We start from the raw sequence: 24,577 nt of genomic DNA, 5'->3' as shown, positions 1-24,577 counted from the left end.
GAGCCCCTGTTACGCTCCAAGCGCACAGGAAGCTCGCTCCCCCCAATAGACCCATTCCGTGATCGAACATCCAGACCCTGCAATACAGGGCTATTAATTCCATCCCGGCGGTCTCCAACGACCCGAGCGAATATTGGTTCCCCGATAATCAGGCTTTACCAATTCACGCCCTTGTTCACTCGGGCCGTTCGCCTCTATGCAGGCGTCTTGGAGCAGGAAGGGCAGGAGGGGCTATGCTGACCGGGACGAACGAACCGGCCGTTGCGGCGACATCTGGCGTCAGCAAGCGCGAACTACGGACGGTCGTGGGCGCCAGTCTGATCGGCACGATGATTGAATGGTTCGACTTCTTCATCTATGGCGTGGCTTCGGCGCTGGTGTTCAACCGCCTGTTTTTCCCGTCTTTTGATCCGTTGACGGGCACGCTGCTCGCCTTCTCGACCTATGCCCTCGGCTTCCTCGCCCGGCCGCTCGGCGGCGTGGTCTTTGGCCATTTCGGTGACCGGATCGGGCGCAAAACGCTTCTCATGATCAGCCTGCTCACCATGGGCCTGTCGACCACGGCCATCGGTTTGCTGCCGACCTATCAGCAGATCGGAACCTGGGCGCCGATATTGCTCGTCCTGCTCCGGCTGCTCCAGGGCTTCGCCGTCGGTGGGGAGTGGGGCGGGGCGGTTCTGATTGTGGCGGAGGTCGCGCCTGCTTCGCAACGCGGTTTCTGGACCAGCTGGCCGCAGGTCGGCGCCCCTGCAGGCAATCTACTGGCCGCTGCCGTATTCGCCACATCATCCGCACTGCTGACGGAAGCGGACTTCATGGCCTGGGGCTGGCGCATCCCGTTCCTGCTGTCGATCGTGCTGGTACTGGTGGGTTGGTGGCTCCGCCGCGCCGTTTCGGAAAGCATGGTTTTCGCCCGCGAAGCGGCCGCAGGCGGGGTCGAGCGCTTCCCGGCGGTAGAAGCGATCCGGCGCAAGGGCCGCGCCTTGCTCACCGGAGCCGGGCTCCGCTTTGGTGAGAATATCTGCTACTATGTCGCCGCGACCTTCTCGATAACCTATTGGACCGAAATAAGGGGCGGTGACCGGTCGCTCGTCCTTAACGCCGTGCTGATCGGCTCTGCCCTTGAATGCCTGACCATGCCCTTCTTCGCCGCACTGTCTGATCGGATCGGACGCAGGCTCATATATGGCGCGGGCGCGATATGTGTTGCAGCCTGGTTCACGGTCTTCTTCTCCCTCCTGGATAGCGGGACGATCTGGACCGTCGGACTGGCAATCACCATCGCGATGGTGGCGCACGGCGCCATGTATGCGCCCCAGGGCGCCATGATCACCGAACTTTTCCCGACGCGCCTGCGCTATTCGGGCGCCAGCATCGCCTATCAGGCGACCTCCATCGTGGCAGGGTCTCTCGCGCCCATCATCGCCCTGTCATTATACAAGGCGAGCGGCGGAACGGGCATGGTCGCCGCCTATGTGATCGGGGGTCTCCTCCTCACCTTGGTCGCCGTGGCTGCCGCTCCCGAAACGCGCGGAGTGGATTTGAACAGCGTGACCTGATGAGAGCGACGCTCTGCTTCTTCTAGGCTGGTGACGGAACAAGCTGAAGGTCCAGCTGTTCAATATCCACCTGGAGGAGGTACAAGATGGCCGAAGTACATAAAGATCCCTATACCGGAGACCGCGTGGTCGTTCACAAGAGCAGCGGCGGGCGCACTGTTGCGATCGTGCTGGTCGTCATTCTGGCAATTGTCGGCATCCTGTTTGCCACTGGCTTCTGGAAGGCCGACGTATCTGGCGGCGATGTTCCGGAAGTCAGCGTGAAGGGCGGTGAGCTTCCCAAGGTGGACGTCGATTCCAAGGCAGTAGTCGTTGGCTCCAAAAAAGAAACCATCGACGTCCCGACCGTTGGCGTGAAGGACAATGGCGAGGAGTAATCCTCGCCCGATCAAGCATTTTTGAATAGATAAACGGGCGAGATGCCGCGATGGCCGAAAAAGCTGTCGGGATATCTCGCCCGCTCTGTTCTATGATAGCATGCAGCACTGGTGATCAAACTTCAGCGATGATCACCCTCACCCCGGCTTTATCCAGCATTGCCATCGCTGCCGGTGCGACGCCCGGATCCGTCACGACGATATCCACCTCATTCAAGCCGCAAACGATCGCGCCCGATGAAGAGGTGAATTTACTGCTGTCGACCAGCAATATCACCTGTTCCGCCCGATCAATCAGGCGGCGTTCGGCGGCAACCAGGATGACATCCTGTTGCATCACCCCCTGTGGCCCCACCGCCGCCGCGCCCATGAAAAGCTTTGGCGCATGGAAACGCGGCATCGATTCTTCACCCGCAGGCGCGAGAATGATGTTCTGCTCCCTGAACAATGTCCCGGAAGGCAGCAATATCTGCGTTCCCGACTGAGGCAGCAGCGCATTGGCGATGTGCAGCGAATTGGTCAGCACCGACAGGTCCAGGCCGCCGATATGCGGGCACATCTGCAACGTCGTCGTGCCGCCGTCGATCATGATGCCTTCGCCATGCAGGCATAGCTGTGCGGCGGCGCGGCCGATCGCCTGCTTTTCCGACAGATGCTCCGTAATCGACTGGGCAAAAGGGGTGCCCGCGAGCCGGGCGGCGCCTTCAGGCTTGCCGCCATGGCTTTCCGTCAACCTTGCACCACCACGAACGCGGTGGATTACCCCCTCTTCCTCAAGGCGGGTCAGGTCGCGGCGGATGGTGGCGGGGGACGCTGCAAGCCGCGATTCAAGAGCGCGATAGCTGACGAAGCCGGTAAGGCCCATTGCTTCGATGATCAGCCTTTCGCGTTCCTCCGCGTGCATTGTCCCCAAACCCCCTTGATCAGGCAGCCGCCCGTTCAGCCTCAAGCTGTTCCAGCGACTTGCCTTGGTTACGTGGCGCCCAAAGGGTGCCGATCACGCCGCTTATGACGAGGAAGCCTGTCAAAATCCACGCCAGTGTTGTGAAGCCGGTAGCGCTCAGCATCGGCACGAAGAAGCTGAATATGCCAAGGCTGATGCGGACGATGGCGAAACACAGCCCCTGCGCCGTGGACCGGAGCATTGTCGGGAACATCTCCGAACTCCACAGCTGGAAGAAGCTCTGCGCGCCGAAACCGCCGCCGAACTGGAGCAGGAACACGTAGAGCAGCGCCACCGGGATCGTCAGCGGGAAGATGGCGAGCAACGCCATGCCGACGATCTGGATGGCTGCGGAAATCGCGAACATCGTGCGCTGGTTCACCTTGTCGGCATAGCGCATGAAGACAAGACCGATGGAAACCATGCCGATCGCAAAGGACAGCGCCTGGATCGCGACCGACTGCGCCTGTGTGGCAGCGCCAACCGTGCGCAGGATATAGGGGAAGAAGAAGCCGTTGGTTCCTGCCCACAGGTTCCAGAAACCATACATGCCAACCAGCCCCAGGATGGAGGCGAGATATTTAGGCTGGAACAGCGTGGACACCGGCAATTTGGGTGTGCCTTCCTTCTGCGCGGCTTCCCAGCGTTCGGATTCCTTCATGCGTGACCGCAGGAAGGTAAGGCCAAGGGCAATCACCAGCAGATGGGCAAAGACGATGCGCGCGCCCAATTCGCCAAGGCTGGTCAGCGCCAGGCTCAGCAGCAGCACGACCACCGGCCCCAGATACCACAGCACCTGCGCGACGCCTGAATGCTTGCCGCGCCGGTCATCGGGCGCCTGCTCCGCGATCAGCGACCAGGATGCCGGAATGTCGGCGCCAACCGCGACGCCAACGATAAGGAAGCCGACCACGATCATCCATGGCGCGAAGGCAAAGACCAGCAGCGCCATGCCGACCGCGTAGACGAGCATGTCCCACTGATAGATTTTTTTCCGGCCCAGCTTGTCGCACAGCCGCCCGCCGACATAGGCGCCGACGCCCGCGCCGATCGCGTTCGGGCCGAACGCACCGATCAGGCCGATGAAGTCGTTCGACAGCTTATAATGTTCCTGCCAAAGCGCGAGTGCGGCAGAGCCTGCAACGATCGAACCAGCGTCGATATAGTTGGCAAGACCCGCAAGGATCGTATCCCGCCAATTGTCCTTCTGTGCTCCCGCACTCATTTCACGTCCCTCCCGGCCAAAATGCTCTGGTCTATGTCGGCGATATTGGAGCAGCCGGTGAGCGCCATCGCCACGCGCATTTCGGCTTCAATTAATTGCAGCATCTTCGTAACGCCCGCTTCCCCCTGCGCTGCCAGCGCATAAGCCCAGGCTCGCCCGAGCAGCACGCCCTTGGCGCCCAGCGCCAGCATGCGCACCACGTCCAGACCCGATCGGACACCGCCATCGGCCAGCACGGTCAGCTTGTCGCCAACTGCCTCGGCAATCGGGGGCAGGGCGCGGGCCGTGGACAGCACGCCGTCCAATTGTCGCCCGCCATGGTTGGACACGATGATCCCGTCCGCGCCCAGCGCAGCGGCCTCCCGCGCGTCCTCGGGATCGAGCAGGCCCTTGATGATCAACGGCCCCTTCCATTCCGATCGGATGAAATCCAGATCGCGCCAGTTGATCGACGGGTCGAAATTATTGCGCATCCAGGCGAAGAAATCCTCGATCCCGGTCTTGCCCTTGAGCACGGGAGCGACATTGCCCAACGTATGGGGACGGCCGCGAACGCCCACATCCCATGCCCAACCGGGCTTCATGGCGGCTTGAGCGGCACGCCAGATCGCACCCTTCAGGCCGTCCGCTCCGGCAAGCCCGCTATGATAGTCGCGATAGCGGCTACCGGGCACCGGCATATCCACGGTGAAGACAAGCGCCGAACAGTTGGCTGCCGCCGCCTGGGCCAGCAGGTCCTTCATAAAGGCCCGGTCTCGGATCATGTACAGCTGGAACCAGAAAGGACGCGATGCCGCGCGTGCGACTTCGTCGAGCGAACAGGCGCCTACGGTTGACAGGGTGAAGGGGACGCCAGCGCCTTCGGCCGCCTTAAGCGCCTGGCATTCGCCCCGCCGCGCATTCAGCCCGGCAAGCCCGATCGGCGCGAGCGCCACCGGCAGCGCCAACTTTTGCCCGAACAGGTGGGTCGAAAGATCGAGTTCAGACACATCGCGCAACACCCGCTGGCGAAGCGCGATATCGCTCAACTCGCTCACATTCTTGCGTAGCGTCACTTCGGCGTACGAACCGCCATCAATATATTCGAACAGGAACCGGGGCAGGCGGCGACGGGCCGCCTCGCGGAAATCGGCAACGCTGGCTATCGGCATTCGCGGAAACCTTTAAGAAACCATCTCACCAATCCCAGCCAACCAACTGGAACGGTAAGAGGAAATATCCTGATCCAGCGGTTTGACAAGGCTGAGCGATCCCTGCGGCTTTAGGCTCGGATCGATCAGGCGCAGCGCACCGAAGGACACATCATTATGGGCGTTGGCGGTATAGACCTGCATTTCGGGCCGCAGCGAAGCCAGAGCCCGCACGAACACCTCCGCATCGGCAAAGCGTCCCTCGACCAGCAGTCGATCGCGTGAGCCGATCAGGTCCAGCATCGTCTCGGCCACCAATGCGGCATATAGGCAGACCGCAGCGCGCCGCTGATACCAATCTTCCGGCCGTGCGATCCAGTTGCCGCTGCCGGTGGGGTAGGGGCCAAAGCCCTGCGCCAACGTCGGCAGCAACATCGCACCCGATTGTACGACCTCGGACACAGCGGCCAGCAAGGCTGGTTGATCGGGTTTGATATCGACGCGGCGCGTGTCAAATTCGATCACCGTCTCGATTTCGCGTCCGCCCATGAAGCGGGCCGAGGGCACGGCGCATCCATAGGCATCGACGTTCACCAGGCAATCGCGCCCTTCGGCAAGGCTGCTGGTCACCAAAGCTTCTTTCGGCAGGCGCATCGCGATGAACCAGGTGCCGGTGGACAGGATCGTCGAATCGCCCTGTGCGATCTCGTCAAATCCGCGCGCGGCAAGCAAGGCCGCGTTGGAATCGTGCAGCCCGGCAAGAACACGGATATTGGGAGAAAGGCCGGTGCGCTCCACCAGCTCGGGCCGGATAGCGCCCAGGCTGTCCGCCGCTTTGACCAGCGGCGCAAAGCGCGCTGCCCAGCCAAGCCGTTCGGCCAGCGGGGAGAAACGGGCCTGATCGGGCGTCCAAAGGTCGCTGTGGCAGCCGAGGCTTGTCACTTCCGTCGCTGCGGCGCCCGACAGGAACCAGCCCCAATATTGAGCCCAGGGCAGCAGTATCGCCGCCGCCATCTCGGCAGGGTAGAGGCGATCAAGCCAGTAAAGTTGCGACCCGATATTAAGGCCGTCGGGCAGGGCGGGCGAACCGGTGATCGCAAAGGCATCGCGCTCTTCGCGATAGGCGTCCATGATCTCGCCCGGAATAGACTGCTCATAATCGAGCGGCGCGAAGGCAAGTGCATCGCCAACAAGCGCAGCTACGCCCGCGCCGTGCGCGACGGGGACGATGACTTCCACGGGAATCGACGCATAGCGCGACAGTGATTCTATTAGCCAGTCGGCGATGCCCGCAGTGTCGAGGCGGCGAATCCCGTCCTCGATCCGCACCTCGTTCGGGCGGACCTGGCGGTCCAGAATCTGGCCGTCACGTGACCAAAGGGACACTTTGCTCAGCGTTTTGCCGATATCGATGATGATGGCGAAGCCGCGGTTCAGTTCGTCCTCCCGCATGAAACTTTTCTCATATTGTTTGATCGAATATGATCGATTAGTAACGCAAAGGATTGATCGAGGAAAGCGCAAATGATAATAGGAGCGCCATGAACATGCAAAATCCAGTCTCGTCGGCGGCCATCCCCTTTGCCGTCCCCTCCAGCCGCTGGGATGACGGCGTCGCCGCGACTCTCAGCCCTTCCGAATTGCTCCTCTATCGGTCGAACCTGCTCGGTTCGGACCTGACGGTGACCAATTTCGGCGGCGGCAACACCTCCGCCAAGATCGTGGAGACCGATCCCCTGACGGGCGCGCAGACCGAAGTGCTGTGGGTCAAGGGGTCCGGCGGCGACATCGGTTCGATGAAGCTGGATGGCTTTTCAACGCTCTATCAGGAAAAGCTGCTAGGGCTTGAGAAGCATTATGGCGGCCCCGACGACGACGACAAGATGGTCGGCTACCTGCCCCACTGCACGTTCAACCTGAACCCCCGCGCCGCCTCCATCGACACCCCGCTGCATTCGCTACTTCCTTTTGCACATGTCGATCACGTTCATCCCGACGCCATCATCGCACTGGCCGCTTCTTCCGGTGGCGAAGCCGCGACCAAGGAAATCTGGGGCGGCAAGATCGGGTGGCTGCCCTGGAAGCGCCCCGGCTACACGCTGGGCGTACAGCTGCGCGACTATGTGAAGGCGAACCCCGGCGTCGAAGGCGTAATGCTCGCCGGCCATGGCATCATCTGCTGGGCCGACAGCGCCAAGTCCTGTTACGAACATACGGTCGAACTGATCGCGGACGCGGCCAATTATCTGAACGCCAAGCTGGCCGAAAAGCCTGCCTTTGGTGGTCAGGTCGTTGCTCCCAATGCCGATCGTGCGGCGATCGCCGCCGACCTGATGCCCCGCTTGCGCGGCCTGATGACCGGCGCGCGCACCAAGGTCGGCCACTATTCGGACGACGCCGAAGCCCTGGAATTTGTCGGCTCGGCCGAATTCCTCCGCCTCGCCGGACTGGGCACATCCTGCCCCGACCATTTCCTGCGTACCAAGATCGCGCCGCTGCCGCTCGATCCTGCGAAGTTGCAGGACGACGTCTATCTGGCGGAGCAGATCGCGGCCTATCGCGACATGTATGCGGCCTATTATGAGCGTTGCAAGCGGTCCAATTCGCCCGCGATGCGCGATGCCAACCCGATCGTCGTGCTGGTGCCGGGCGTCGGCCGCATCACCTTCGCCGGTGACAAGACCACCGCGCGCCTGGCTGGTGAGTTCTACGGCAACGCGATCAACGTCATGCGCGGCGCCGAAGCGATCGGCGAATATATCGCGCTGGACGAACAGGAAGCGTTCGACATCGAATATTGGCTGCTGGAAGAAGCAAAGCTCCAGCGCATGCCCAAGCCCAAGCCGCTGGTCGGCAAAATCGCCCTGGTGACGGGTGGCGCGGGCGGCATCGGGGCCGCGACCGCCGCGCGTCTGCTGGCGGACGGCGCCTGCGTCATGCTGGCCGACCGTGCCGCCGACGCGATCGAGGAAGTGCGGGCGGGCTTTGCCAAGCAGTTCGGCAAGGACGTGATCCGTGCCGCCGTCTGCGACGTGACGGACGAAGCGCAGGTCCAGGCCGCGTTCGATGATTGCGCCCGTGAGTTCGGCGGTCTCGACATTCTGGTCGCCAATGCGGGCATCGCGTCGTCGGCACCGATCGAGGAAACCACCGTTGCCCTGTGGCGCAAGAATTACGACGTGCTGGCCGAGGGCTATTTCCTCACCGCCCGCGCAGCCTTCCCGCTGATGAAGCGGATGAAGGAGCAGGGCGGCGCATCGATCGTGTTCATCGGTTCGAAGAATGGCGTTGCCGCTGCGACCAACGCGTCGGCCTATGCGTCGGCCAAGGCAGCCGCCAACCATCTGGCGCGCTGTCTGGCGCTGGAGGGCGCGCCCTTCGGCATCCGCGTCAACACGGTGAACCCGGACGCTGTCATTAAGGGCAGCAAGATCTGGGACGGCGACTGGCGCAAGGAACGCGCCGGTGCGCACGGCATTGACTCGGGCAAGGAGCTGGAGGAGCATTACCGCCAGCGTTCGATGCTGAAGCGCGACGTGCTGCCGTCCGACATCGCCGAAGCGGTTTACTTCCTTGCCGGCGACATGTCGGCCAAGTCGACCGGCAACATGATCAATGTCGATGCGGGCAATGCCCAGGCGTTCACGCGCTGATCGGCAACGGAGAGGCTAATATCATGACCAACCTGCCCATTTCCGCTGAACTCATTGCGGAATCCAATGCCCGCGACGCGCAAGCACTGGAAGAAGATTATGCCGCGCTCGGCCGCAAGCTGTCGCGCACCGGCATCGACATCGACGCGATCAAGGACCGCGTCGCGAGCTTTTCCGTTGCCGTGCCCAGCTGGGGCGCGGGACGGGGTGGCACCCGCTTCGCCAAGTTCCCGATCGCGGGCGAGCCAACCAACATCCATGAGAAGCTGGAAGATTGCGCCGTCATCAACCAGCTGAGCCGCGTTACGCCACGCGTCTCGCCGCACTTTCCCTGGGACAAGGTAAGCGATTACAAAGGCCTGCTCGAGGAAGCTCAGAGCCTTGGTTTGGGTTTTGATGCCGTCAATTCCAACACTTTCCAGGATCAGGTTGGACAGGCTCAGACCTACGCCACGGGATCACTGTCCTCGACCGTGGAAGCGACCCGCCAGCAGGCGGTTGAGCATAATATCGAGTGCATCGAGATCGGCCGTCAGCTGGGTTCCACCGATCTGACCGTCTGGGTTGGCGACGGAACCAACTTCCCGGGCCAGCAGGACTTCGCCCGCAGCCTAGACCGCTATCTGGAAGCTGCAGCTCAGGTCTATGCGGCGCTGCCCGACGATTGGCGGATGCTGCTGGAACATAAGATGTTCGAGCCCGCCTTCTACTCGACCGTCATTTCGGATTGGGGTTCGTCAATCCTGGCCGCACAGGAACTGGGTCCGAAGGCCAAATGCCTGGTCGACCTTGGCCACCATGCGCCCAACGTCAATATCGAACAGATCGTGGCGCGCCTACACCGCTTCGGCAAGCTGGGCGGCTTCCACTTCAACGACAGCAAATATGGCGACGACGATCTGGACAGCGGCTCGATCAATCCCCACCAATTGTATCTGGTCTTCAATGAGCTGGTCGAGGCGGAAATGCACCCGCGCGACGGGTTCAACCCCAGCTACATGATCGACCAGTCGCACAATGTGACCGACCCGATCGAATCCATGCTGTCGTCTGCCGAGACGATCACGGCTTGCTACGCCAAGGCGCTGCTGGTCGATCGCGACGCGCTGCACGCCGCGCAGGAAGGCAATGACACAATGATGGCGTTCCAGGCGCTGCGCCGTGCTTATAATGTCGACGTGGCACCGATCATCGCCAAGGCACGGTTGGAGGCTGGCGGCGCGATTGATGTGCTCGCAACCTACCGCGCCAGCCTATGGCGCGAACGCAAGGCGCAGGAGCGTAAGCCGGTCGGCTTGGGCGCAGGGATCGTCTGATCTGAAAATTTGAAAGGGCGCGGTCAGAATATGACTGTGTCCTTTCTATCATCTACCCCTTCCCATTCAGATCATATTTAACATAAGATATATTATCGAATAAATTTCGTGTAAGCGGTGGATTCTAATTCGAAGTGCGAAATCCTAGGATTTATAGGGATTTGATCCCCTTTCCAGGACGGCACGCAGTGAACGGCTATCAGCATCTGAGTTTGGACGAGCGGCGTGACATTTATCGATTGGTCGACGGTCTGTGCGGCAGGTTGTGAACGCGCTGCGGCGCCATCCATCGACGATTTATCGCAGACAGATTGCGAGTTATTTGCGGGCGTCATCAGGGCAACCGGGACGGTGTGCCACCTGGCGGTTGCCCGCCGTTCGCGCCGACAACGCTACGCTACGCTCGTAAGCCACGCGGTCTCCATATTACTGTGGTCAATACGATCGGCGCACGACCGCCGGAAATTGCGGATCGCAGCAGATTAGGACATTGGGAAGGCCATCTTCTGATTTTTTAGGAGAGAGTATGGCAAAGCCAATCTCACCTCGCTGGTCGAACGCCGCAGCCGCTTCACTTTCCTCGCGCATAATCCGAGCCGGCATTCCGCTGGGGTCATGGCCGGCATCGATCGGCGTTTGCGGGGCATCCCCCCTGCCCTCCGGCGCAGCATCACCTTCGATCGGGGCACGGAATTTGCCGCTTTTGCGACACTGCTAAACAGGCTCGGCATCACCAGCTATTTCTGCCTGCCGTCCACGCCCTGGCAGAAAGGTGGCGTGGAAAATTGCAATGGACGGATACGGCGCTTCCTGCCCTCCAACACATTGCGCTGCTGTCGGACAAGGAAATCCACAAGCCGTCGCTGATCGCCTCAACAGCACAGCCCTCCAGTGCCTGGGCTATCGCACCCCGCACAAGGTCGTGGGAGAACAGATCGCCCTCCTCAAGCCCGGATGAAATGCTATGCATCACCCCGGGTGTCGCACTTCAAATCGAAACCGCCGGAAGGGATAGCCATTTTCTGACGAGGAAGGCGGTATACCCGCCCGTCGCAATAAGACATGGAGTGTGTGTGTGTCGACAATAACGAAGCAGCCGACACACACACTTGAAGTTCAGAACGCGATACCGACGTCGATCCCGTATGTGCGCGGAGCCTGGAAGGTGCCGAGTACCCACGTATCGAAGATCGGAAACAGAAACTCTGGCTTATCCGAATTGTTGAGATTTTTGCCCCAGAGGGAAATCTTGCCCTTGGCGTTGCCTACCGGGATTTCGGCAAAGGTGAACCGTGCGCCTATTTCCCAAGTTGCCCTTATAACCAACTGGTCGTCGAGCACGGGATCACCAGCACCGATACAACCGTCCGTCGCCGATTGCGTGGCGCCGACCGGGCACTGCAACCGGAAATGATCGCCCTTATACTGGCCATCAATGCGGAAGCTCATCTTGGTGCCATCTGGAAATTCGGGGAACTCATATTGCGCAGCGACATAGCCGGTGCGCCGGGGTTGATATGTACGCACCGGGGTAGCTGCCGGATTAGCCGTTTGTGGCTTTGCATTGACGTCCGTAAAGCCATAGGTGCCGGTCAAAGTAAGGCCGTCGACCGGCAGGATCGTGGCTTCAATTTCGTAGCCCCGCGCTCTTTCGCTACCGGCATTCAGCAAGATGTTGCCACCCTGATTGGGATCAAAGCCCGTCACCTGGAGGCCTTTTCGATCCGCCTGGAATAAAGCGACGTTAAGTCGGACGCGCCGATCAAGAAATTCAGACTTCACGCCCGCTTCGTAGGATTTAATGGTTTCCGGCTGGAATTCCGCGCCATGGAAGATACCCCCCGAAACGAAACCGGTGGCAAATTTCGCATAGACGTTGCTGCTTTGGGCAAACTGATATTTCAATGATGCGTCATAATCGACGCGATCCTGCTTGGCGTTGAAGCTGCCGCGCTGAACCGTGGGGGTCCGATCCGCATCAATCAGATCATTCTCCGTGCGATCATCTTTAGAATAGCGGATGCCGCCGCCCAGTTCGAGCGCATCGGTCAACTTGAGATTGGCATGTGCATAAGCCGCGTAAGATTTGTTGAGCACCTTAAGCAGGTCGCCACCCGCAAGATAGCTGCCGGGATTATTGATAGGGATCGGGACGCCTGGTTGGCTGATCTGTCCGAAAATGGTCGGGCTGTTGAGGTAGGCCTTTTCGCGATAATAGAACAGGCCACCAACAAAATCCAAACTGCCGGTGTGGCCGAGGAGTTGCAGTTCGTGGGACGACTGCCGCTGCTTTGCATAGCGCTCGGCTGCAAGCGCCTGAAAATACCCACCGGTCCCGCCATAAGGGTCCACCAGCGAATTTCCGTCGAGATCAGACGATGAGTTCAGCGTAAACCCGCGCAGTCCGCCAATATATTTGACGCTCAAGGAATCGCTAAGCTCATAAACAGCCGTAAGGCTGTGGCCCCAGGTTTTTTGGGTAGCTGGAGAAAGGCCATCGATCGGAATGCGGTCGAGCCGCGTCAAGCTCTCCACCATCGTGCCGCCAAGTGCAGGCTGGTTCGGGAAGTTGGTGATGCCGCTAAATGCGGCGCCGCTGTGCAGCAATTGCATGGCGTCGAGCGTGGTTACCATGTCGGTATAGTTGAAGCGATAATCGAGCGTCAGGCCATCGATCCCGGCATAGCGGATTGCTGCGAAAAACGACTCGGTGTTGTTCGCGCCAAAGCTCTTCGCACTGGTCGACGGCCCGAATGGTTCCGGATAAAGGAATGTACGCTGCGGGGCGGAATTCTTTACATAACCGTCATTTTCGTCATGGACATATGTGAACCGCGCCGAAAGACCAGCCCATTCAGGCGTGTTGACCGTTATCCGCCCGCGATGGCGATGGTAGTTTCCTAGCGTTCCTTCGGCCTCGACACCGAATTTACCGGTCGGGCTGGCCGTCACAAATGCGATTGCGCCGCCGGTAGAGTTGCGGCCAAAGAGTGTGCCCTGTGGACCGCGCAGGACTTCGAGATGTTCAAGATCGGCCAGATCGAAGGCGGAGTTGCCGGGTCGGCCAAGATAAACGCCATCTACATAGAGCGCGACGCCGGAATCGACCTGGAAGTTGATAGAACCGGACGAAACGCCGCGAATATTGAACTGCGGCGCGCTGGGTGAGCCTGCCTGCTTCTGGATATTGACGTTTGGCGCGGTCTTGCCGACGTCCTGGAAGCTCTTGATCTGATAATCCGCAATTTGAAGCGCACCGAGAGCTGTTACGGCTGTTGGGACATTTTGCAGGTTTTCAGAACGCTTCCGCGCAGTAACCACGATGTCCTGAAGACCCACGCCCTGCGTCGCTTGGGCGGGTGCTGCTGGTGAAGAATCCTGCGCATTTGCCTGTGACGCTACCAGAGCAAGCATCAATGCCGAACCAGCAAGATAATGATATTTTCCGTAAGCCATCTTCGGTATCCCCTCGGTTCTGTCCGCTTTGGCGCGGATCCTGTGGGGTTGAGCATCGCCCTGCTAAGCGCGTTGCAATACCTTCAAATCAATTAGGTTGGATAATTTAGCGGCGAACGACGGCGAGTTCGGGCAGACTGGTGTGGATGAGATGCACAAGCTGTGATTGGCGGGTCGCGCCCGTCTTGGCAAAGATAGAGCGGAGATGCGCGCGCACGGTGTTTTCGGCAATGCCCAGCCGATGCGCGGTCTCGATCACCGACACGCCGTTTGCAAGCGAAGCCGCGATCGACGCCTCTGTCGGGGTAAAGGCGAACAATTCCCTCAGGGCATCGCTGGTCACGACGCACTGACGTTCCGGATCGCCCAGGAAAAGCGCGATGGCCGGCGTTGTCCCACCATGCATGAAATTAGGAATAGTGATTGACCGAATGACGATCCCGATGTCTCGGTGGCCCGATGGACGTTCGACCAGGAATACTGAAGGAGATGATCCTGGCGCGGCGTTCACCGCATCCTTGAGTTGCTGGCGAAATTCGCGGTCACGGCTGGAATTGGCGATCGCCAGACGCTGCCCCACGATGCTTATCCCATCCCCATCGGCCAGGATGGATGCGGCAAGTTCGTTCATCTTGAGAACATTCAGATTATGATCGAGCATCACGGTGCCGACAGCGAACTGTTCGATGGCGCCGGTCATCACTGCCTGCTCCGAACGGGACACCTCCAGTCGGCGATAGAGTTCGACCGCCTGCCGCAGATGGGGCACGATTTCTTCTATACGGCCGCGCTCTTCAGTATCGAAAGGCGCCCCATGAGGCGCCCTCGTCAGCCGAAGTCGGGCTTCCAGGCCATTGCTTATGCGCAGATCCACGCCAAGAACGTGCGAACCGTCGATGCCTTCCAGCCACCCTTTATAATAGGCTGAATTTTTGAGTTTCGCCTCGGCCACATATTCATACAACGCCACGACCTTGCCTTCGGGCAGGCCGACAAAGGGGTCGATCTGCATAAAGCGGTCAAGATATTCTTGAATCGCAGGCGGTGGTGCGGTGGGCGTTATCATTGTGCCCAAACCATCCATATTGGGCGGCGTGAGGATCAGCGTTGCCCATTTTGCGTTCACATGATCGCGAAGCAGCAGCAGAAAGTCTCGCCATGGATCTTCGCTGACCAGCGAAGCATTGAGTGCCAGGATCATACGCGAAAAGCAGGCGACCTCATTCGCGTGTGCGACCATCCTATTATCTCCTTCGCGCTCCTTTACCGGATGCGTCTGATGGAGAGCGTAGTCGGTTGCGCGAGGCTTGCCAATCGTCACCATGTCTTTGGCAAGCATCATGCCTCAGCGATCATATACCCGCCGCTCGCCACCAGACATTCCCCCGTCACAAACCGCGCAGCCGCACTGGCGAGGAACAGGGTCGGCCCTGCTATGTCGTCTGGTGTTCCCCAGCGGCCAAGCGCCATCCGCTGCGCCGTGCCGGGACCATAGACAGGATCATCGGCGTAGCGCTCCGTCATCGGCGTGCGAACCGGACCGGGCGCCACGGCGTTGATCCGCACGCCCTTTGCCCCCCACCCTTGCGCCAGCGATTTGGTCAGTAGCAGAAGGCCAGCCTTGGCCGCGCTATATCCGGGGAACATGGAGTTGCCGAAGATCGCCATCATCGAGGCGATCGTCACGACCGCGCCGCCGCCGTCGTGCCGACTTTGCACCAGCAGCGGCAGGCAGGCGATCGTCAACGCATGGACGCCTTTCAGATTGGCGTCGATGGCTGCGTCGAAATCCTCCGGGACGGACGTACCGCCCGCATTGTTAATGAGGATGTCCAACGCCCCCAAATCCGCCACCAAGGCGTCGATGCTAAGCCGGTCGCCAAGACGAAGGGGGCAATAGGTGGCGCCTGGCGGAATGTCTTCATAATCCGCTTCTGTCGGCCGTGTACCCGTGACGATAACATGTGCGCCCGCAGCGATGAAGGCAGCAGCGATGCCCGCGCCGATCCCGCTGGTCCCGCCGGTGACGAGCACATGCCGTCCGGTAAAGTCGAACATCGCCATTCCTTTCTTCAAATATCAATCACGGCGTCGGCCGCATCCTGCATCGCACCTTCGATATAGCCTACACCATTGGCGTCGCCGATGCTGCGCACACTGAATCCGGCCGCTTTCAGTTGGTCGGCCAAACGAGAGTCGCCTTGCGCGCCCTTGGCGACGATCACCTGGTCGGCAGCCACCGTTCTCACTTGTCCGAAGCTGTTGCGGTAGCTGACGTTCTTATCGCCAATCGCAATGTCCCCGGCGTTCGGCAGGAGCGTGACGCCCAGATGATGAAGTTCATCAAGCACTCGCCAGCGGCGCACGACCTGAAGACCCGCACCCATCTTGGCCGCTTCGTCGATCACGACGACCTTTCGACCGCGCTTGGCAAGGAATTCGGCCAGTTCCAGCCCAACCAGTTCGCCGCCGATAATCACCACGCGTTCGCCAAAGGGCATGAAATAGGTGCTGGCAGCGCGGATGAAACCGGGCCGTCCCGTCAGGCCGGTGACACGACCTGCACGCATCATCAGCCGCGTCTTGGCGTCGACCTTGCGCGCCAGCTTGCCCAGATCCTGTCCCAGCATCAGGCTGCGCATTTCGTCGCCGCTAAACACGTTGTCGCGATCCGCGCCGGGAATGGGGGGCAGCGCACGTCGCGCGCCGGTGGCGACGACGACTTCGTCGGGGGCCAGGGTAGTGAGCAGTTCGGGCGTCGCCTTCGTGCTCAGTTGCACGGTGATATTCGGCTCGCCTTTCACTTCCCGTTTCAGCCAATCGACAATGCCCTGGTTCGGGGCATAGGCGATCGATGCGAAGCGGGCGGTCCCGCCTAGAGAGTCTGTTGCCTCCAGCAGCGTGACCTGATGGCCCCGCTTTGCCAGCCGTCGCGCCGCCTCCATCCCGGCGGGACCACCGCCGATCACGGCAATATGGCGAGCGGCGGTGGCAGGAACGAGCGCGCGCTCACGCTCAAAGCCTGTTTCGGGATTGACCGCGCATTTCACCGGACGACTGAAAAATATCTGGCTGATGCAGGTGTAGCAGTAGACGCAGGGGCGAATCTGATCGGCCTTCCCCGCGGCCAGCTTGGCCGGCAAATGAGGGTCGGCCAACAGCTTGCGGCCCATCGTCACGAAATCTAGCTTCCCATCAGCGATGAAGCGGTCGGCATCTTCCGGCTCGATCCGGCCGGGGCAGATGATCGGTATAGTCACATGTGCCTTGATCCGCGCTGCCGCCTCGACAAACCCGTTGCGCGTGTCGGTTGCATGTCCGGTCGAATAGGTAAGGCCCCGACCCGGATGGCCATCGGCCGATATGTGGATGGCGTCGGCTCCTGCCTCCTGAGCCAGCCGGGCGGTCGCGGCCGCGTCCTCCACTGTGATGCCGCCGTCGATCAGGAAATGCTGGCTGTCCAGGCGCGGCCATATCGGCATGTCGGGGCCGACGGCGGCGCGCACGCCGCGAATGATATCGCATAGCAAGCGCGAGCGGTTCTCGATCGAGCCGCCATAATCGTCGCCGCGCTGGTTGATCAATGGATTGAGGAAAGATGAGATCAGGTAACCGTGACCGGCATGAAGTTCGACCGCATCGACGCCTGCGCGCTGGGCGCGTTGCGCGGCGCTGGCGAACATCTGGACCAGTTGCTCGATATCCTGCACGGTCATGACGCGGTAGTTGGGCGCACCCATGGCAGCAAATGGCGCGGTAAAGATGGCCAGTTCATCCTCCAGGAATCCCTCCATCATGTCGCCATCGCTCTTACCGACCGCCGGGATCGAAGGCGTCCAGATCGGCCGTCCAGCCAGCATGTCATTCATCGCGACCAGACCAGCGTGCTGAAGCTGCATCGCGAGTTTCGCGCCATGAGCGTGGACCGCGTCGGCCAGCGCCCGCACGCCCGGCACATGGCGCTCATGCGAAATCGCCTCGTTGCGCCAGTTGCCGGAGCCTTCGGGATAGCCGATCGATACCGATCCCATCATGATCAGCGCCGCGCCGCCCTTTGCGCGTTCCTCATAATAAGCGCGCAGCCGTTCGCCGGTGATCCCGTCCTCGTCCGCAAGGTTGGACCCCATCGGCGTCATGAACATCCGATTGCGCAAGTCCATCGCGCCGATATGTCCCGGTGCGAGCAGATGGCTATAGGCCATGTGGCGATCCTCCTTCACCCTGCTCGGATGGCAGGTGCTAAACATCCTGATTGGTGGTTACGCATCAGGCGCGCATCATCAATTTGTAGGGGATCAGCGCCGTTCCAGCATGGTTATGAGCCTGTCCTTCATCGGATCGACCCATTCCGCCTTAAGCGTGGGGCTGAGCAGACCCGCATCCTCCAGCTCATCGCACAGGCGCATCTGGTGGGCGATGTCGAACAGATCATATTGCGATGAAAATTTACCGCCGCCCCCATAGGTGATCAGCGATACGCCATGGGTCTCGTAAAACCCTCCGTCCGCTCGTCGGCCGGGGCCGCGATTGACCCAGTGGCTGATGATCCGATCATCCGCGATCGCCCAGTCCAATATGGGGAAGGTCCAGCCCTCCCACCCTGAACCGACATCCATGTCGCGGCCATAATGGGTCCGTCTTATCGCCTCCCGCCCGTCCGCACGAACGGGCATCGCGCCACCATAGGGACAGATATAGACGCAATCCTCATGGTAGAGTTCGTCGGCGATCCATGACCAGTCGTTACGCGCCTCCGCTTCGACAAAGGCGTCGCGCAGGCGGGTGATGGCGGCCTCGACCTCTTGTTGTGGATAGGATGCCATGCCTAGATGCCGTAGCCACCCGATACGTTGATCTGCTGCCCGGTAACATAGGCGGCGCGGTTGGATGCAAGGAACACCGCCGCCTCACCGATCTCTTCCGGCTGGCCCCAACGCTTGAGGGCAAGGCCCTTTTGCACTTCCGCCACCCATTCGGGACCGAACACGCCCTGTTTCGTCAGTTCCAGGAACATACCGGCCTCGATCACGCCGACGAGCACGCTGTTCGCACGGATGCCGTGCCGTCCCTCTTCCCGCGCAATGCCGCGGACGAGCGATTCATTGCTCGCCTTGGGTGCGACAGACAGACCGTCTTTCTCCGGCCAGCGCATCTGCCCCGCTGATCCCAGCGTGACGAACGATCCGCCGCCCTGTTCGCGAAAATGCGGCAAGGCAGCCTGCACGGCATTGAAGAAGCCATGGACCTCTATGTCGATCGCGCGACGCCATTGTTCGTGGGTGGTATCGCCCAGCATGACCTGATCGACCAGTGGCCCGGCGCCCCAGACTACCGTGTGGATGCGTCCGTGCGCTGCGACCGCCGCTGCGAATGCCGCCTCGACCTGTTCACGATCGCGCACATCGGCACGATGCGTTGATGCCTTCTGCCCCTCGCTCTCAATTGCGCTGGCCAGCGTTGCGGCGGCATCTGCCTTCGAATGATAGCCGATCGCCACGTCCGTTCCGGCTTCCGCGAAACATTGCGCCACACTGCGACCGATCCCGCCGCTGCCGCCGAACACCAAAGCTGCTCCTGCGGGAAATTGTACCTTGCCCATCATCATCCTCTCGATATTTTTTCAGGCCGCCACGCTGCTGCCGCGCGTGTCATATGTCGTGATCTTGCCGTCCACCCGGTCCTGAAATTCACTGGCGCGGGCGCGCGGGTTGTAAAATTGTCGATACCAGATGCGCACCTTGCCAAACGGCCCGTCCGCCGGAATTTGGAGCGGGTTGAAACAGGGACGCTTGTTGGCCCAGATTTCAAAATCCTGCGCGAGCGCCAGCCGTCCCGCCTCGGCATAACCATATGCGATCGCGATGTCGTCCTGCGTTGGCGGCGTGTTGGCAGCCTTCGACATCAGTGCATGCCAAACCATTACCACGCCATCCTCAACTGGCGTATGGCAGATCAGCATCAGCGAGGGGTACGCCCCGGTCAGTCGCGCCTGAAGGATTGCAGGCCCGGTATACCATGTGTCGGTTTCCAGCACTGCATCGCTGCTGACCAGCGTACGGTGGCCCGCGCCGAACGTCTGGTGAAGGATCGGCCCATTAAAGGCGTTTTCGAAATAGGCGCAGTCGGTCGATCCGTGGACCGGAACCATGTGCGCGGCGTCCGCCATATTGTCGAGTATCTCCTGCGGATGGCAGGGGATGATGCCCAGATGATCGACCTGCCAGCGCACCCAGCTTGGATCGTCCCATTCCGCAAAGGGGGGCAATTCGATATCCGGCTCCTGGCCTTCTGGGTCGTGCCAGTACCAGATGATGCCCGCGCGCTCGATGATCCGGTGGGTCGGCAGGCAGGCAGCTTTGGGGACGAACTTTGAATAGGGGATGTCGTCGCACGCACCATCCGGGCCGAAACGCCATCCATGATAAGGGCAGCGGATCGATTCGCCCTCCACCTGCTGTCCATCGCGCACGATGTAGGAGGTCGTGTTCTTGGCCAGGTGCGCGCCAAGATGAGGACAATAGGCGTCGACCATGTGCGCCGTACCACTTTCGCCGCGATACAGGACGAAGTCCCGGCCGAAATAGTGGATCGTGCTTGGGGTTGCCGAGACTTCGCTCCCTTCGGCGACCATGAACCAGCCGCGGGGGAATGTATATTCGCCCAACCCATAGTCTGCGGTTTGTGCCATCTTCGCTCTCCAATCCGACTTTTGACCGCTATTTGTGACCTTCGATCCGGCCGCCGATACCTCGAAATAGACTAGGCCGTGCGTGCGCCGCCCGTTTCGCTCCACCCGGCATTGTCACCGAGCACTTTCGACACGACCTGAGGGTTCACATATTCGCGCCAGCGCGTGATCCGGCCTTCGGCGAAATCAAGAATGCTGACATATCGGTTGGAATAGGGTTCGCCCGTCGGAATATAGCGGCTGTGCGAGCTATATTCGGCAATCAGCCGATCCTCGGCGGCCAGATCGTGGATGACCTCAATGCGATAGGCGTAAGGATCAAAATCGCGCCAGCTCGCTTCCAACGCATCGCGAAACCAGCGCGCACCACGGTGTTCGAGCGGAAATCCCTCCATAACGGGAAAGGGCCATTCGAGCTGTACGTCGTCGGCAAGGCAGGATTCGAACGTATCGAAATCCTTAATACCAAGCGCCGTCAGCATCCGAACGAACAAATCACGGTTGGCGGTACTGGTCATCGATCCTCTCCTTTTGCCTGGCGCTAACCGATTTTCGAAAGTCGCGATTACTTGATTTGGGGGGAGGAGCGAGACGCGGCGCAGGATAATGACGAGCGAGATAGGAGAGAGACAATGACCAGTAATAAAATCGTGGTCGTCACAGGCGCGAGCCGAGGCGCGGGCAAGGGGATCGCGATCGCACTGGGGGGCACGGGCGCTAAGGTCTATATCACCGGTCGTTCGCTGAGCGACGAGGGGCTGCCGCTCCCCGGCACGATCGGTGCCACCGCGCGCGCCGTAGATGAGGCGGGCGGACAAGGTGTCGCGGTCGCACTCGATCATCGCGATGATGCGGCGGTGGAAGCCTTTTTTTCGCGCGTCGCGGATGAGGCGGGCCATATCGACATTCTCGTCCACAGCGCCACCGCGCTTTCCGACGATCTGGTGAAGCCGGGACCTTTCTGGGAGAAGTCCGGCGATCTGGCCGATATTCTAGATGTCGGACTGCGTTCTGCCTATATCGCGACGCGCGCGGCCGCTCCGTTGCTGTTAAAGGCGCAGGCCGGGCTGGTCGTCGCGGTCTCGTCGCCGGGCGCGCATTGCTACATGCATGGTCCGGGCTATGGCGCGCAAAAGGCAGGCCTCGACAAGATGATGTTCGACATGGCGCACGACTTCCGCCCGTTCGGCGTCGCCACATTGTCGATCTGGCCGGGACCGATGCGGACCGAACGGCTGGAACTGGGGCGAAAAGAACGGCCCGAAGTCTATGGCCAGATGTATGACGCCGCCGAAACGCCCCAATTGCAAGGGCTGGTGATCGATGCGGTTGCGCGTGATCGGGACCGGATGGCGCTATCGGGCAAGGCCTTTTACACTGCGGATCTCGCCATGCGTTATGACCTTACCGATATCGATGGCCGTGAACCCGCCTCCTTCGCAGCGATGCTTGGCGAGCCACGTCCCTTCCATCCGGCCGTCATCGAATAGCGCTTCTCAATTTGCGCCCGTTGCATCGCGGGCGGCGATGTAGGCGAAGGTCATCGCCGGGCCGATCGTCGATCCCGCACCGGGATAGGATCGGCCCATCACCGAAGCGGCGCTGTTACCGACCGCATAGAGTCCGGCAACGGGCTGGCCCGCTGCATCAAGCACGCGCGCGCTGGCATCGGTGGCAAGGCCGCCGCTGGTGCCGATATCGCCCGCGTTGATTGGCAGCGCGTAGAAAGGCGCTTTTTCGAGCGGCAGGAGATTGGGATTGGGCTTCACCTTCTGATCGCCATAATAGCGGTCATAGGGCTGCTGACCGCGACCAAAATCAGGGTCCTGCCCAACCCGCGCATTTTCGTTGTAGCGGATGACGGTCGTTTCCAGCACGGTCGGATCGACACCGATCTTCCTTGCCAGTTCCGCAATGGTGTCCGCCTTGCGCATGAGTGCGCGGACAGCCGATGAATGCATCCAGTCCGGTATCATCGGCATCAACGGCCCCATCGGATAGCGCCAGCGGAACCGTGCATCGAGCAGGATCCAGGCCTGCCCCCCGCCTGCAGCGCGCATCGCTTCGCCAGCCTTGTGATAGGAGGCGGCTTCGTTGAGGAATCGCTTGCCGGAACTGTCAACGATCATTGATCCAGGCAGGGAGCGTTCGAAGAAGAGCGGCCGGGCGCGATCTTCGCCCGGAACCTTGATCGTGGGCGCCCACCACGCCGAATCCATCCGTGTCGTGACTGCGCCAACGGCCTCCGCCGCGCGGATCGCGTCGCCGGTATTACCGCTCTGGCTGCCCGACCAGTCGGGGTTGGGCGAGCCGGTGAGATAGCGTGTCCGCATTTGTGCATCACGTTCGAACCCACCGGCGGCCAGGATCACGCCCTTGCGCGCGCGGATACGCCGCTCGCCCGCGTCCGTTTGCACCACCGCGCCCTCGACGCGGCCATCGCGCTGGATCAGGGACAGGAGTGCATGGCGATAGCGAATATCCACCTTGCGCGTGTCGAGCGACAATTTCAGCCGGGCGAGCAGCGCGTTGCCAGAGGTCAGAAAACGGCTGCGCTTCGATCGCAGGCGCTGGCCGAAATCGGTATAATGGCGCCACAAGGCCTTCGTCAGCATCTTTTGCCAACCGGGCATCCGCGTGAGGAGCGGCGCGGCCTCGGCGGCGGTCCAGCTTATCCGGCCGAACAACAGCCCAGCGGGATGCGTCGGCCGCAAGCGATCAAGATCATCGCCCAGCGCGCGGCCATCGATCGGTTGTGGATCATGGCTGCGCCACCCCATTTTGCCACCTGGAAGCTCGGCGTGATAATCGGTGTAGGGGATCGAAGCGTAGCGCACCTGCGTCTCGCGTTCGAGGTAGGCCAGCATTGCCGGGGCATTGTCGACAAAGGCGGTGATCTGATCCGCGTCGGCGTCATCACCGGCAAGTGCGGTGATGTAGCGCGCGGCTTCTTCGGGGCTATCGTCCGCGCCGGCGGCTTTGGCCAAGTGGCTCGCAGGAATCCAGATCACGCCGCCCGAAGTGGCGGACGTACCACCGAACTGGTCGCTTTTTTCAACGATGGCCACCGTCGCATGGTTATCCGCAGCCACGATCGCAGCCGTCAGCGCACCGGCCCCTGATCCCACGATCAGGATATCGACCTCTTCATCAAATCCGTTCATCGCGCTCATGACTTCTCCATCGTCAGCATCACTTTCAGGGCTTCCGGCGCGCATTGCGCGGCAAATGCCGCTGCCGCCTGGTCGATCGGGAATTGATGGGAGACCAGCCCCCCCCGATCGACTCGTCCCTCGGCCATCATCGCCAGCGCCTCGACCAGTTCTTCCGGCGCATACCCGTTCGATCCCATGATCGTGGGCTGCTTCTGGATCACCGGACCGAAGTCGATCGTCATGCGATCCTCATAGCCGCCGAAACATACGATCCGCCCGCCATCCAGTGCGATCAACCTCAGCGCCGTTTCCAGGGGCGGCGGGCCGGGCATATGCTTGATGTATCCGGCGCAATCGAACACCACGCCGATCCGGGCCGAGATGCCGTTATAGCCCTCCTCAATACCAGTGAGAGCGGCAATCTGATCGAACACATCACCATCGCGCGCGTTGATCGCTGCGGTAGCGCCAACTGCCAGCGCCGCTTCAAGCCGCGCGGCATGCACATCCACCGCGATCAATGAGCCGGTCTCTATGCCCCTGGCGCGAATCGCCTGGATGACGCCCAGCCCGATGATGCCAACGCCGAATATGACGACATTCTCTCGGCTTCGGATCGCCGCCTTGCGCACCATCTGGAGCGCATCTGCCATTGGCTCCGTGGTTGCCGCTTCGATGAAGCCAACCGCGTCCGGCACGCGCACAAGCTGGTATGGATTGACCGGCACCGCGACAAAATCGGCCATGCCGCCGCCCATGCCGGTAACGCCGACGACCCGGTCGCCGATCGACCAGCCCGTCACACCTTCGCCCAGGGCGGCGATGGTGCCCGCAAACTCATGGCCGGGGACATGATATCCTTCCGGCGTCGAACGGACGAGTTGATCGCGATAGGCGCCGTTACGGAACATGTGCAGGTCGGACCCGCAGATTCCGCAGGCCGCGACCGCTACTATGACCTCGCCAGCGGCAGGCGCAGGGATCGATGCATCGCGCCGTGCATCGACCGTGCCCGGCTCCACGAAATCGGCGGCGCGCATCACGCGTGGTTCGGCAGATGAATGCATAACAGTCC

Annotated in this window: 20 protein-coding genes; 6 read left to right on the top strand and 14 right to left on the bottom strand. The window is 61.0% G+C overall.

Going from position 1 to position 24,577, the window contains the following annotated elements; all coding sequences use genetic code 11:
* Nucleotides 1-233 precede the first annotated feature (233 nt).
* Both ACZ51H_RS13270 and ACZ51H_RS13265 read left to right on the top strand, forming a co-directional pair.
* Complete coding sequence (locus ACZ51H_RS13270; RefSeq protein ID WP_464803252.1) at nucleotides 234-1,559, top strand: MFS transporter; 1,326 nt, start codon at nucleotides 234-236, stop codon at nucleotides 1,557-1,559.
* A gap of 86 nt (nucleotides 1,560-1,645) precedes the next feature.
* Entirely contained in the window at nucleotides 1,646-1,936 is a 291-nt protein-coding gene (locus ACZ51H_RS13265; protein ID WP_449469254.1) for a hypothetical protein, read from the top strand.
* A gap of 115 nt (nucleotides 1,937-2,051) precedes the next feature.
* On the opposite strand, the gene ACZ51H_RS13260 is transcribed toward ACZ51H_RS13265, so the two are convergent.
* From ACZ51H_RS13260 to ACZ51H_RS13245, 4 genes are read right to left on the bottom strand one after another with little or no spacing between them, the layout of a single operon-like run.
* On the bottom strand, nucleotides 2,052-2,840 hold the full coding sequence (locus ACZ51H_RS13260; RefSeq protein ID WP_464803251.1) for a DeoR/GlpR family DNA-binding transcription regulator: 789 nt from the start codon (nucleotides 2,838-2,840) through the stop codon (nucleotides 2,052-2,054).
* 19 nt (nucleotides 2,841-2,859) lie between these two features.
* A complete protein-coding gene (locus ACZ51H_RS13255; protein WP_464795195.1) occupies nucleotides 2,860-4,104 on the bottom strand; it encodes an MFS transporter in 1,245 nt (414 codons plus the stop codon).
* Nucleotides 4,101-5,255 carry an FMN-dependent L-lactate dehydrogenase LldD gene (gene lldD / locus ACZ51H_RS13250; RefSeq protein WP_460988208.1) on the bottom strand — a complete coding sequence of 385 codons (1,155 nt, stop codon included), beginning with the start codon at nucleotides 5,253-5,255 and terminating at the stop codon, nucleotides 4,101-4,103. Before lldD ends, ACZ51H_RS13255 begins: the two co-directional genes overlap by 4 nt.
* A 12-nt stretch (nucleotides 5,256-5,267) precedes the next feature.
* Entirely contained in the window at nucleotides 5,268-6,686 is a 1,419-nt protein-coding gene (locus ACZ51H_RS13245) for an FGGY-family carbohydrate kinase (protein ID WP_464803250.1), read from the bottom strand.
* 89 nt (nucleotides 6,687-6,775) lie between these two features.
* Here ACZ51H_RS13245 and ACZ51H_RS13240 point away from each other — a divergent pair, with 89 nt between their 5' ends.
* From ACZ51H_RS13240 to ACZ51H_RS13230, 3 genes are all read left to right on the top strand, one after another.
* Nucleotides 6,776-8,887, top strand: a complete 2,112-nt coding sequence (locus tag ACZ51H_RS13240) for a bifunctional rhamnulose-1-phosphate aldolase/short-chain dehydrogenase (RefSeq protein ID WP_464803249.1) — start codon at nucleotides 6,776-6,778, stop codon at nucleotides 8,885-8,887.
* 23 nt (nucleotides 8,888-8,910) lie between these two features.
* Complete coding sequence (gene rhaI / locus ACZ51H_RS13235; protein ID WP_464803248.1) at nucleotides 8,911-10,203, top strand: L-rhamnose catabolism isomerase; 1,293 nt, start codon at nucleotides 8,911-8,913, stop codon at nucleotides 10,201-10,203.
* A gap of 549 nt (nucleotides 10,204-10,752) precedes the next feature.
* The gene (locus ACZ51H_RS13230) at nucleotides 10,753-11,070 is read left to right on the top strand and encodes an IS30 family transposase (protein ID WP_464803474.1); all 318 of its coding nucleotides are present in this window, start codon (nucleotides 10,753-10,755) and stop codon (nucleotides 11,068-11,070) included.
* A gap of 249 nt (nucleotides 11,071-11,319) precedes the next feature.
* Here ACZ51H_RS13230 and ACZ51H_RS13225 read toward each other — a convergent pair whose 3' ends face one another.
* The 8 genes from ACZ51H_RS13225 to ACZ51H_RS13190 form a co-directional block, all read right to left on the bottom strand.
* Complete coding sequence (locus ACZ51H_RS13225; RefSeq protein ID WP_464803247.1) at nucleotides 11,320-13,659, bottom strand: TonB-dependent receptor; 2,340 nt, start codon at nucleotides 13,657-13,659, stop codon at nucleotides 11,320-11,322.
* A 106-nt stretch (nucleotides 13,660-13,765) separates the two neighbouring features.
* Nucleotides 13,766-14,899, bottom strand: a complete 1,134-nt coding sequence (locus ACZ51H_RS13220; RefSeq protein ID WP_464795189.1) for a helix-turn-helix transcriptional regulator — start codon at nucleotides 14,897-14,899, stop codon at nucleotides 13,766-13,768.
* A 98-nt stretch (nucleotides 14,900-14,997) separates the two neighbouring features.
* Nucleotides 14,998-15,717, bottom strand: coding sequence for an SDR family NAD(P)-dependent oxidoreductase (locus tag ACZ51H_RS13215; protein WP_464803246.1), 720 nt, complete (start codon nucleotides 15,715-15,717; stop codon nucleotides 14,998-15,000).
* Between the two features lie 14 nt (nucleotides 15,718-15,731).
* Nucleotides 15,732-17,861, bottom strand: a complete 2,130-nt coding sequence (locus ACZ51H_RS13210) for an FAD-dependent oxidoreductase (protein WP_464803245.1) — start codon at nucleotides 17,859-17,861, stop codon at nucleotides 15,732-15,734.
* Nucleotides 17,862-17,954: 93 nt separating this feature from the next.
* The gene (locus ACZ51H_RS13205; RefSeq protein ID WP_449469274.1) at nucleotides 17,955-18,482 is read right to left on the bottom strand and encodes a nuclear transport factor 2 family protein; all 528 of its coding nucleotides are present in this window, start codon (nucleotides 18,480-18,482) and stop codon (nucleotides 17,955-17,957) included.
* Nucleotides 18,483-18,484: 2 nt separating this feature from the next.
* Nucleotides 18,485-19,258 carry an SDR family NAD(P)-dependent oxidoreductase gene (locus ACZ51H_RS13200; protein WP_460989099.1) on the bottom strand — a complete coding sequence of 258 codons (774 nt, stop codon included), beginning with the start codon at nucleotides 19,256-19,258 and terminating at the stop codon, nucleotides 18,485-18,487.
* Nucleotides 19,259-19,279: 21 nt separating this feature from the next.
* On the bottom strand, nucleotides 19,280-20,347 hold the full coding sequence (locus ACZ51H_RS13195; protein ID WP_449469277.1) for a Rieske 2Fe-2S domain-containing protein: 1,068 nt from the start codon (nucleotides 20,345-20,347) through the stop codon (nucleotides 19,280-19,282).
* Nucleotides 20,348-20,418: 71 nt separating this feature from the next.
* On the bottom strand, nucleotides 20,419-20,865 hold the full coding sequence (locus tag ACZ51H_RS13190) for a nuclear transport factor 2 family protein (protein WP_464803244.1): 447 nt from the start codon (nucleotides 20,863-20,865) through the stop codon (nucleotides 20,419-20,421).
* 114 nt (nucleotides 20,866-20,979) lie between these two features.
* Between ACZ51H_RS13190 and ACZ51H_RS13185 the strand changes: the two genes are divergently transcribed.
* The gene (locus ACZ51H_RS13185) at nucleotides 20,980-21,837 is read left to right on the top strand and encodes an SDR family NAD(P)-dependent oxidoreductase (protein ID WP_464803243.1); all 858 of its coding nucleotides are present in this window, start codon (nucleotides 20,980-20,982) and stop codon (nucleotides 21,835-21,837) included.
* A 6-nt stretch (nucleotides 21,838-21,843) separates the two neighbouring features.
* Here the strand turns inward: ACZ51H_RS13185 and ACZ51H_RS13180 are convergent, their stop codons facing one another.
* Together ACZ51H_RS13180 and ACZ51H_RS13175 are read right to left on the bottom strand one after the other, a co-directional pair.
* Complete coding sequence (locus tag ACZ51H_RS13180) at nucleotides 21,844-23,520, bottom strand: FAD-dependent oxidoreductase (RefSeq protein ID WP_464803242.1); 1,677 nt, start codon at nucleotides 23,518-23,520, stop codon at nucleotides 21,844-21,846.
* Nucleotides 23,517-24,569 (bottom strand): zinc-dependent alcohol dehydrogenase, encoded by a 1,053-nt coding sequence (locus ACZ51H_RS13175; RefSeq protein ID WP_464803241.1) that lies wholly within the window; start codon nucleotides 24,567-24,569, stop codon nucleotides 23,517-23,519. Before ACZ51H_RS13175 ends, ACZ51H_RS13180 begins: the two co-directional genes overlap by 4 nt.
* Between the last annotated feature and the right edge of the window lie 8 nt (nucleotides 24,570-24,577).

This window comes from Sphingobium sp. TomMM15, from assembly GCF_055397045.1.
Note: the sequence above shows the minus strand (reverse complement) of the source record. Positions and strands in the feature narration are given on the sequence as shown.

Excerpts from the sequence above, each read along its gene's own strand:
- ACZ51H_RS13270 (WP_464803252.1), top strand. The coding sequence starts at position 234 with ATGCTGACCGGGACGAACGAACCGGCCGTTGCGGCGACATCTGGCGTC.
- ACZ51H_RS13265 (WP_449469254.1), top strand. The coding sequence starts at position 1,646 with ATGGCCGAAGTACATAAAGATCCCTATACCGGAGACCGCGTGGTCGTT.
- ACZ51H_RS13260 (WP_464803251.1), bottom strand. The coding sequence starts at position 2,840 with ATGCACGCGGAGGAACGCGAAAGGCTGATCATCGAAGCAATGGGCCTT.
- ACZ51H_RS13255 (WP_464795195.1), bottom strand. The coding sequence starts at position 4,104 with ATGAGTGCGGGAGCACAGAAGGACAATTGGCGGGATACGATCCTTGCG.
- lldD (WP_460988208.1), bottom strand. The coding sequence starts at position 5,255 with ATGCCGATAGCCAGCGTTGCCGATTTCCGCGAGGCGGCCCGTCGCCGC.
- ACZ51H_RS13245 (WP_464803250.1), bottom strand. The coding sequence starts at position 6,686 with ATGCGGGAGGACGAACTGAACCGCGGCTTCGCCATCATCATCGATATC.
- ACZ51H_RS13240 (WP_464803249.1), top strand. The coding sequence starts at position 6,776 with ATGAACATGCAAAATCCAGTCTCGTCGGCGGCCATCCCCTTTGCCGTC.
- rhaI (WP_464803248.1), top strand. The coding sequence starts at position 8,911 with ATGACCAACCTGCCCATTTCCGCTGAACTCATTGCGGAATCCAATGCC.
- ACZ51H_RS13225 (WP_464803247.1), bottom strand. The coding sequence starts at position 13,659 with ATGGCTTACGGAAAATATCATTATCTTGCTGGTTCGGCATTGATGCTT.
- ACZ51H_RS13220 (WP_464795189.1), bottom strand. The coding sequence starts at position 14,899 with ATGGTCGCACACGCGAATGAGGTCGCCTGCTTTTCGCGTATGATCCTG.
- ACZ51H_RS13215 (WP_464803246.1), bottom strand. The coding sequence starts at position 15,717 with ATGTTCGACTTTACCGGACGGCATGTGCTCGTCACCGGCGGGACCAGC.
- ACZ51H_RS13210 (WP_464803245.1), bottom strand. The coding sequence starts at position 17,861 with ATGGCCTATAGCCATCTGCTCGCACCGGGACATATCGGCGCGATGGAC.
- ACZ51H_RS13205 (WP_449469274.1), bottom strand. The coding sequence starts at position 18,482 with ATGGCATCCTATCCACAACAAGAGGTCGAGGCCGCCATCACCCGCCTG.
- ACZ51H_RS13200 (WP_460989099.1), bottom strand. The coding sequence starts at position 19,258 with ATGGGCAAGGTACAATTTCCCGCAGGAGCAGCTTTGGTGTTCGGCGGC.
- ACZ51H_RS13195 (WP_449469277.1), bottom strand. The coding sequence starts at position 20,347 with ATGGCACAAACCGCAGACTATGGGTTGGGCGAATATACATTCCCCCGC.
- ACZ51H_RS13190 (WP_464803244.1), bottom strand. The coding sequence starts at position 20,865 with ATGACCAGTACCGCCAACCGTGATTTGTTCGTTCGGATGCTGACGGCG.
- ACZ51H_RS13185 (WP_464803243.1), top strand. The coding sequence starts at position 20,980 with ATGACCAGTAATAAAATCGTGGTCGTCACAGGCGCGAGCCGAGGCGCG.
- ACZ51H_RS13180 (WP_464803242.1), bottom strand. The coding sequence starts at position 23,520 with ATGAGCGCGATGAACGGATTTGATGAAGAGGTCGATATCCTGATCGTG.
- ACZ51H_RS13175 (WP_464803241.1), bottom strand. The coding sequence starts at position 24,569 with ATGCATTCATCTGCCGAACCACGCGTGATGCGCGCCGCCGATTTCGTG.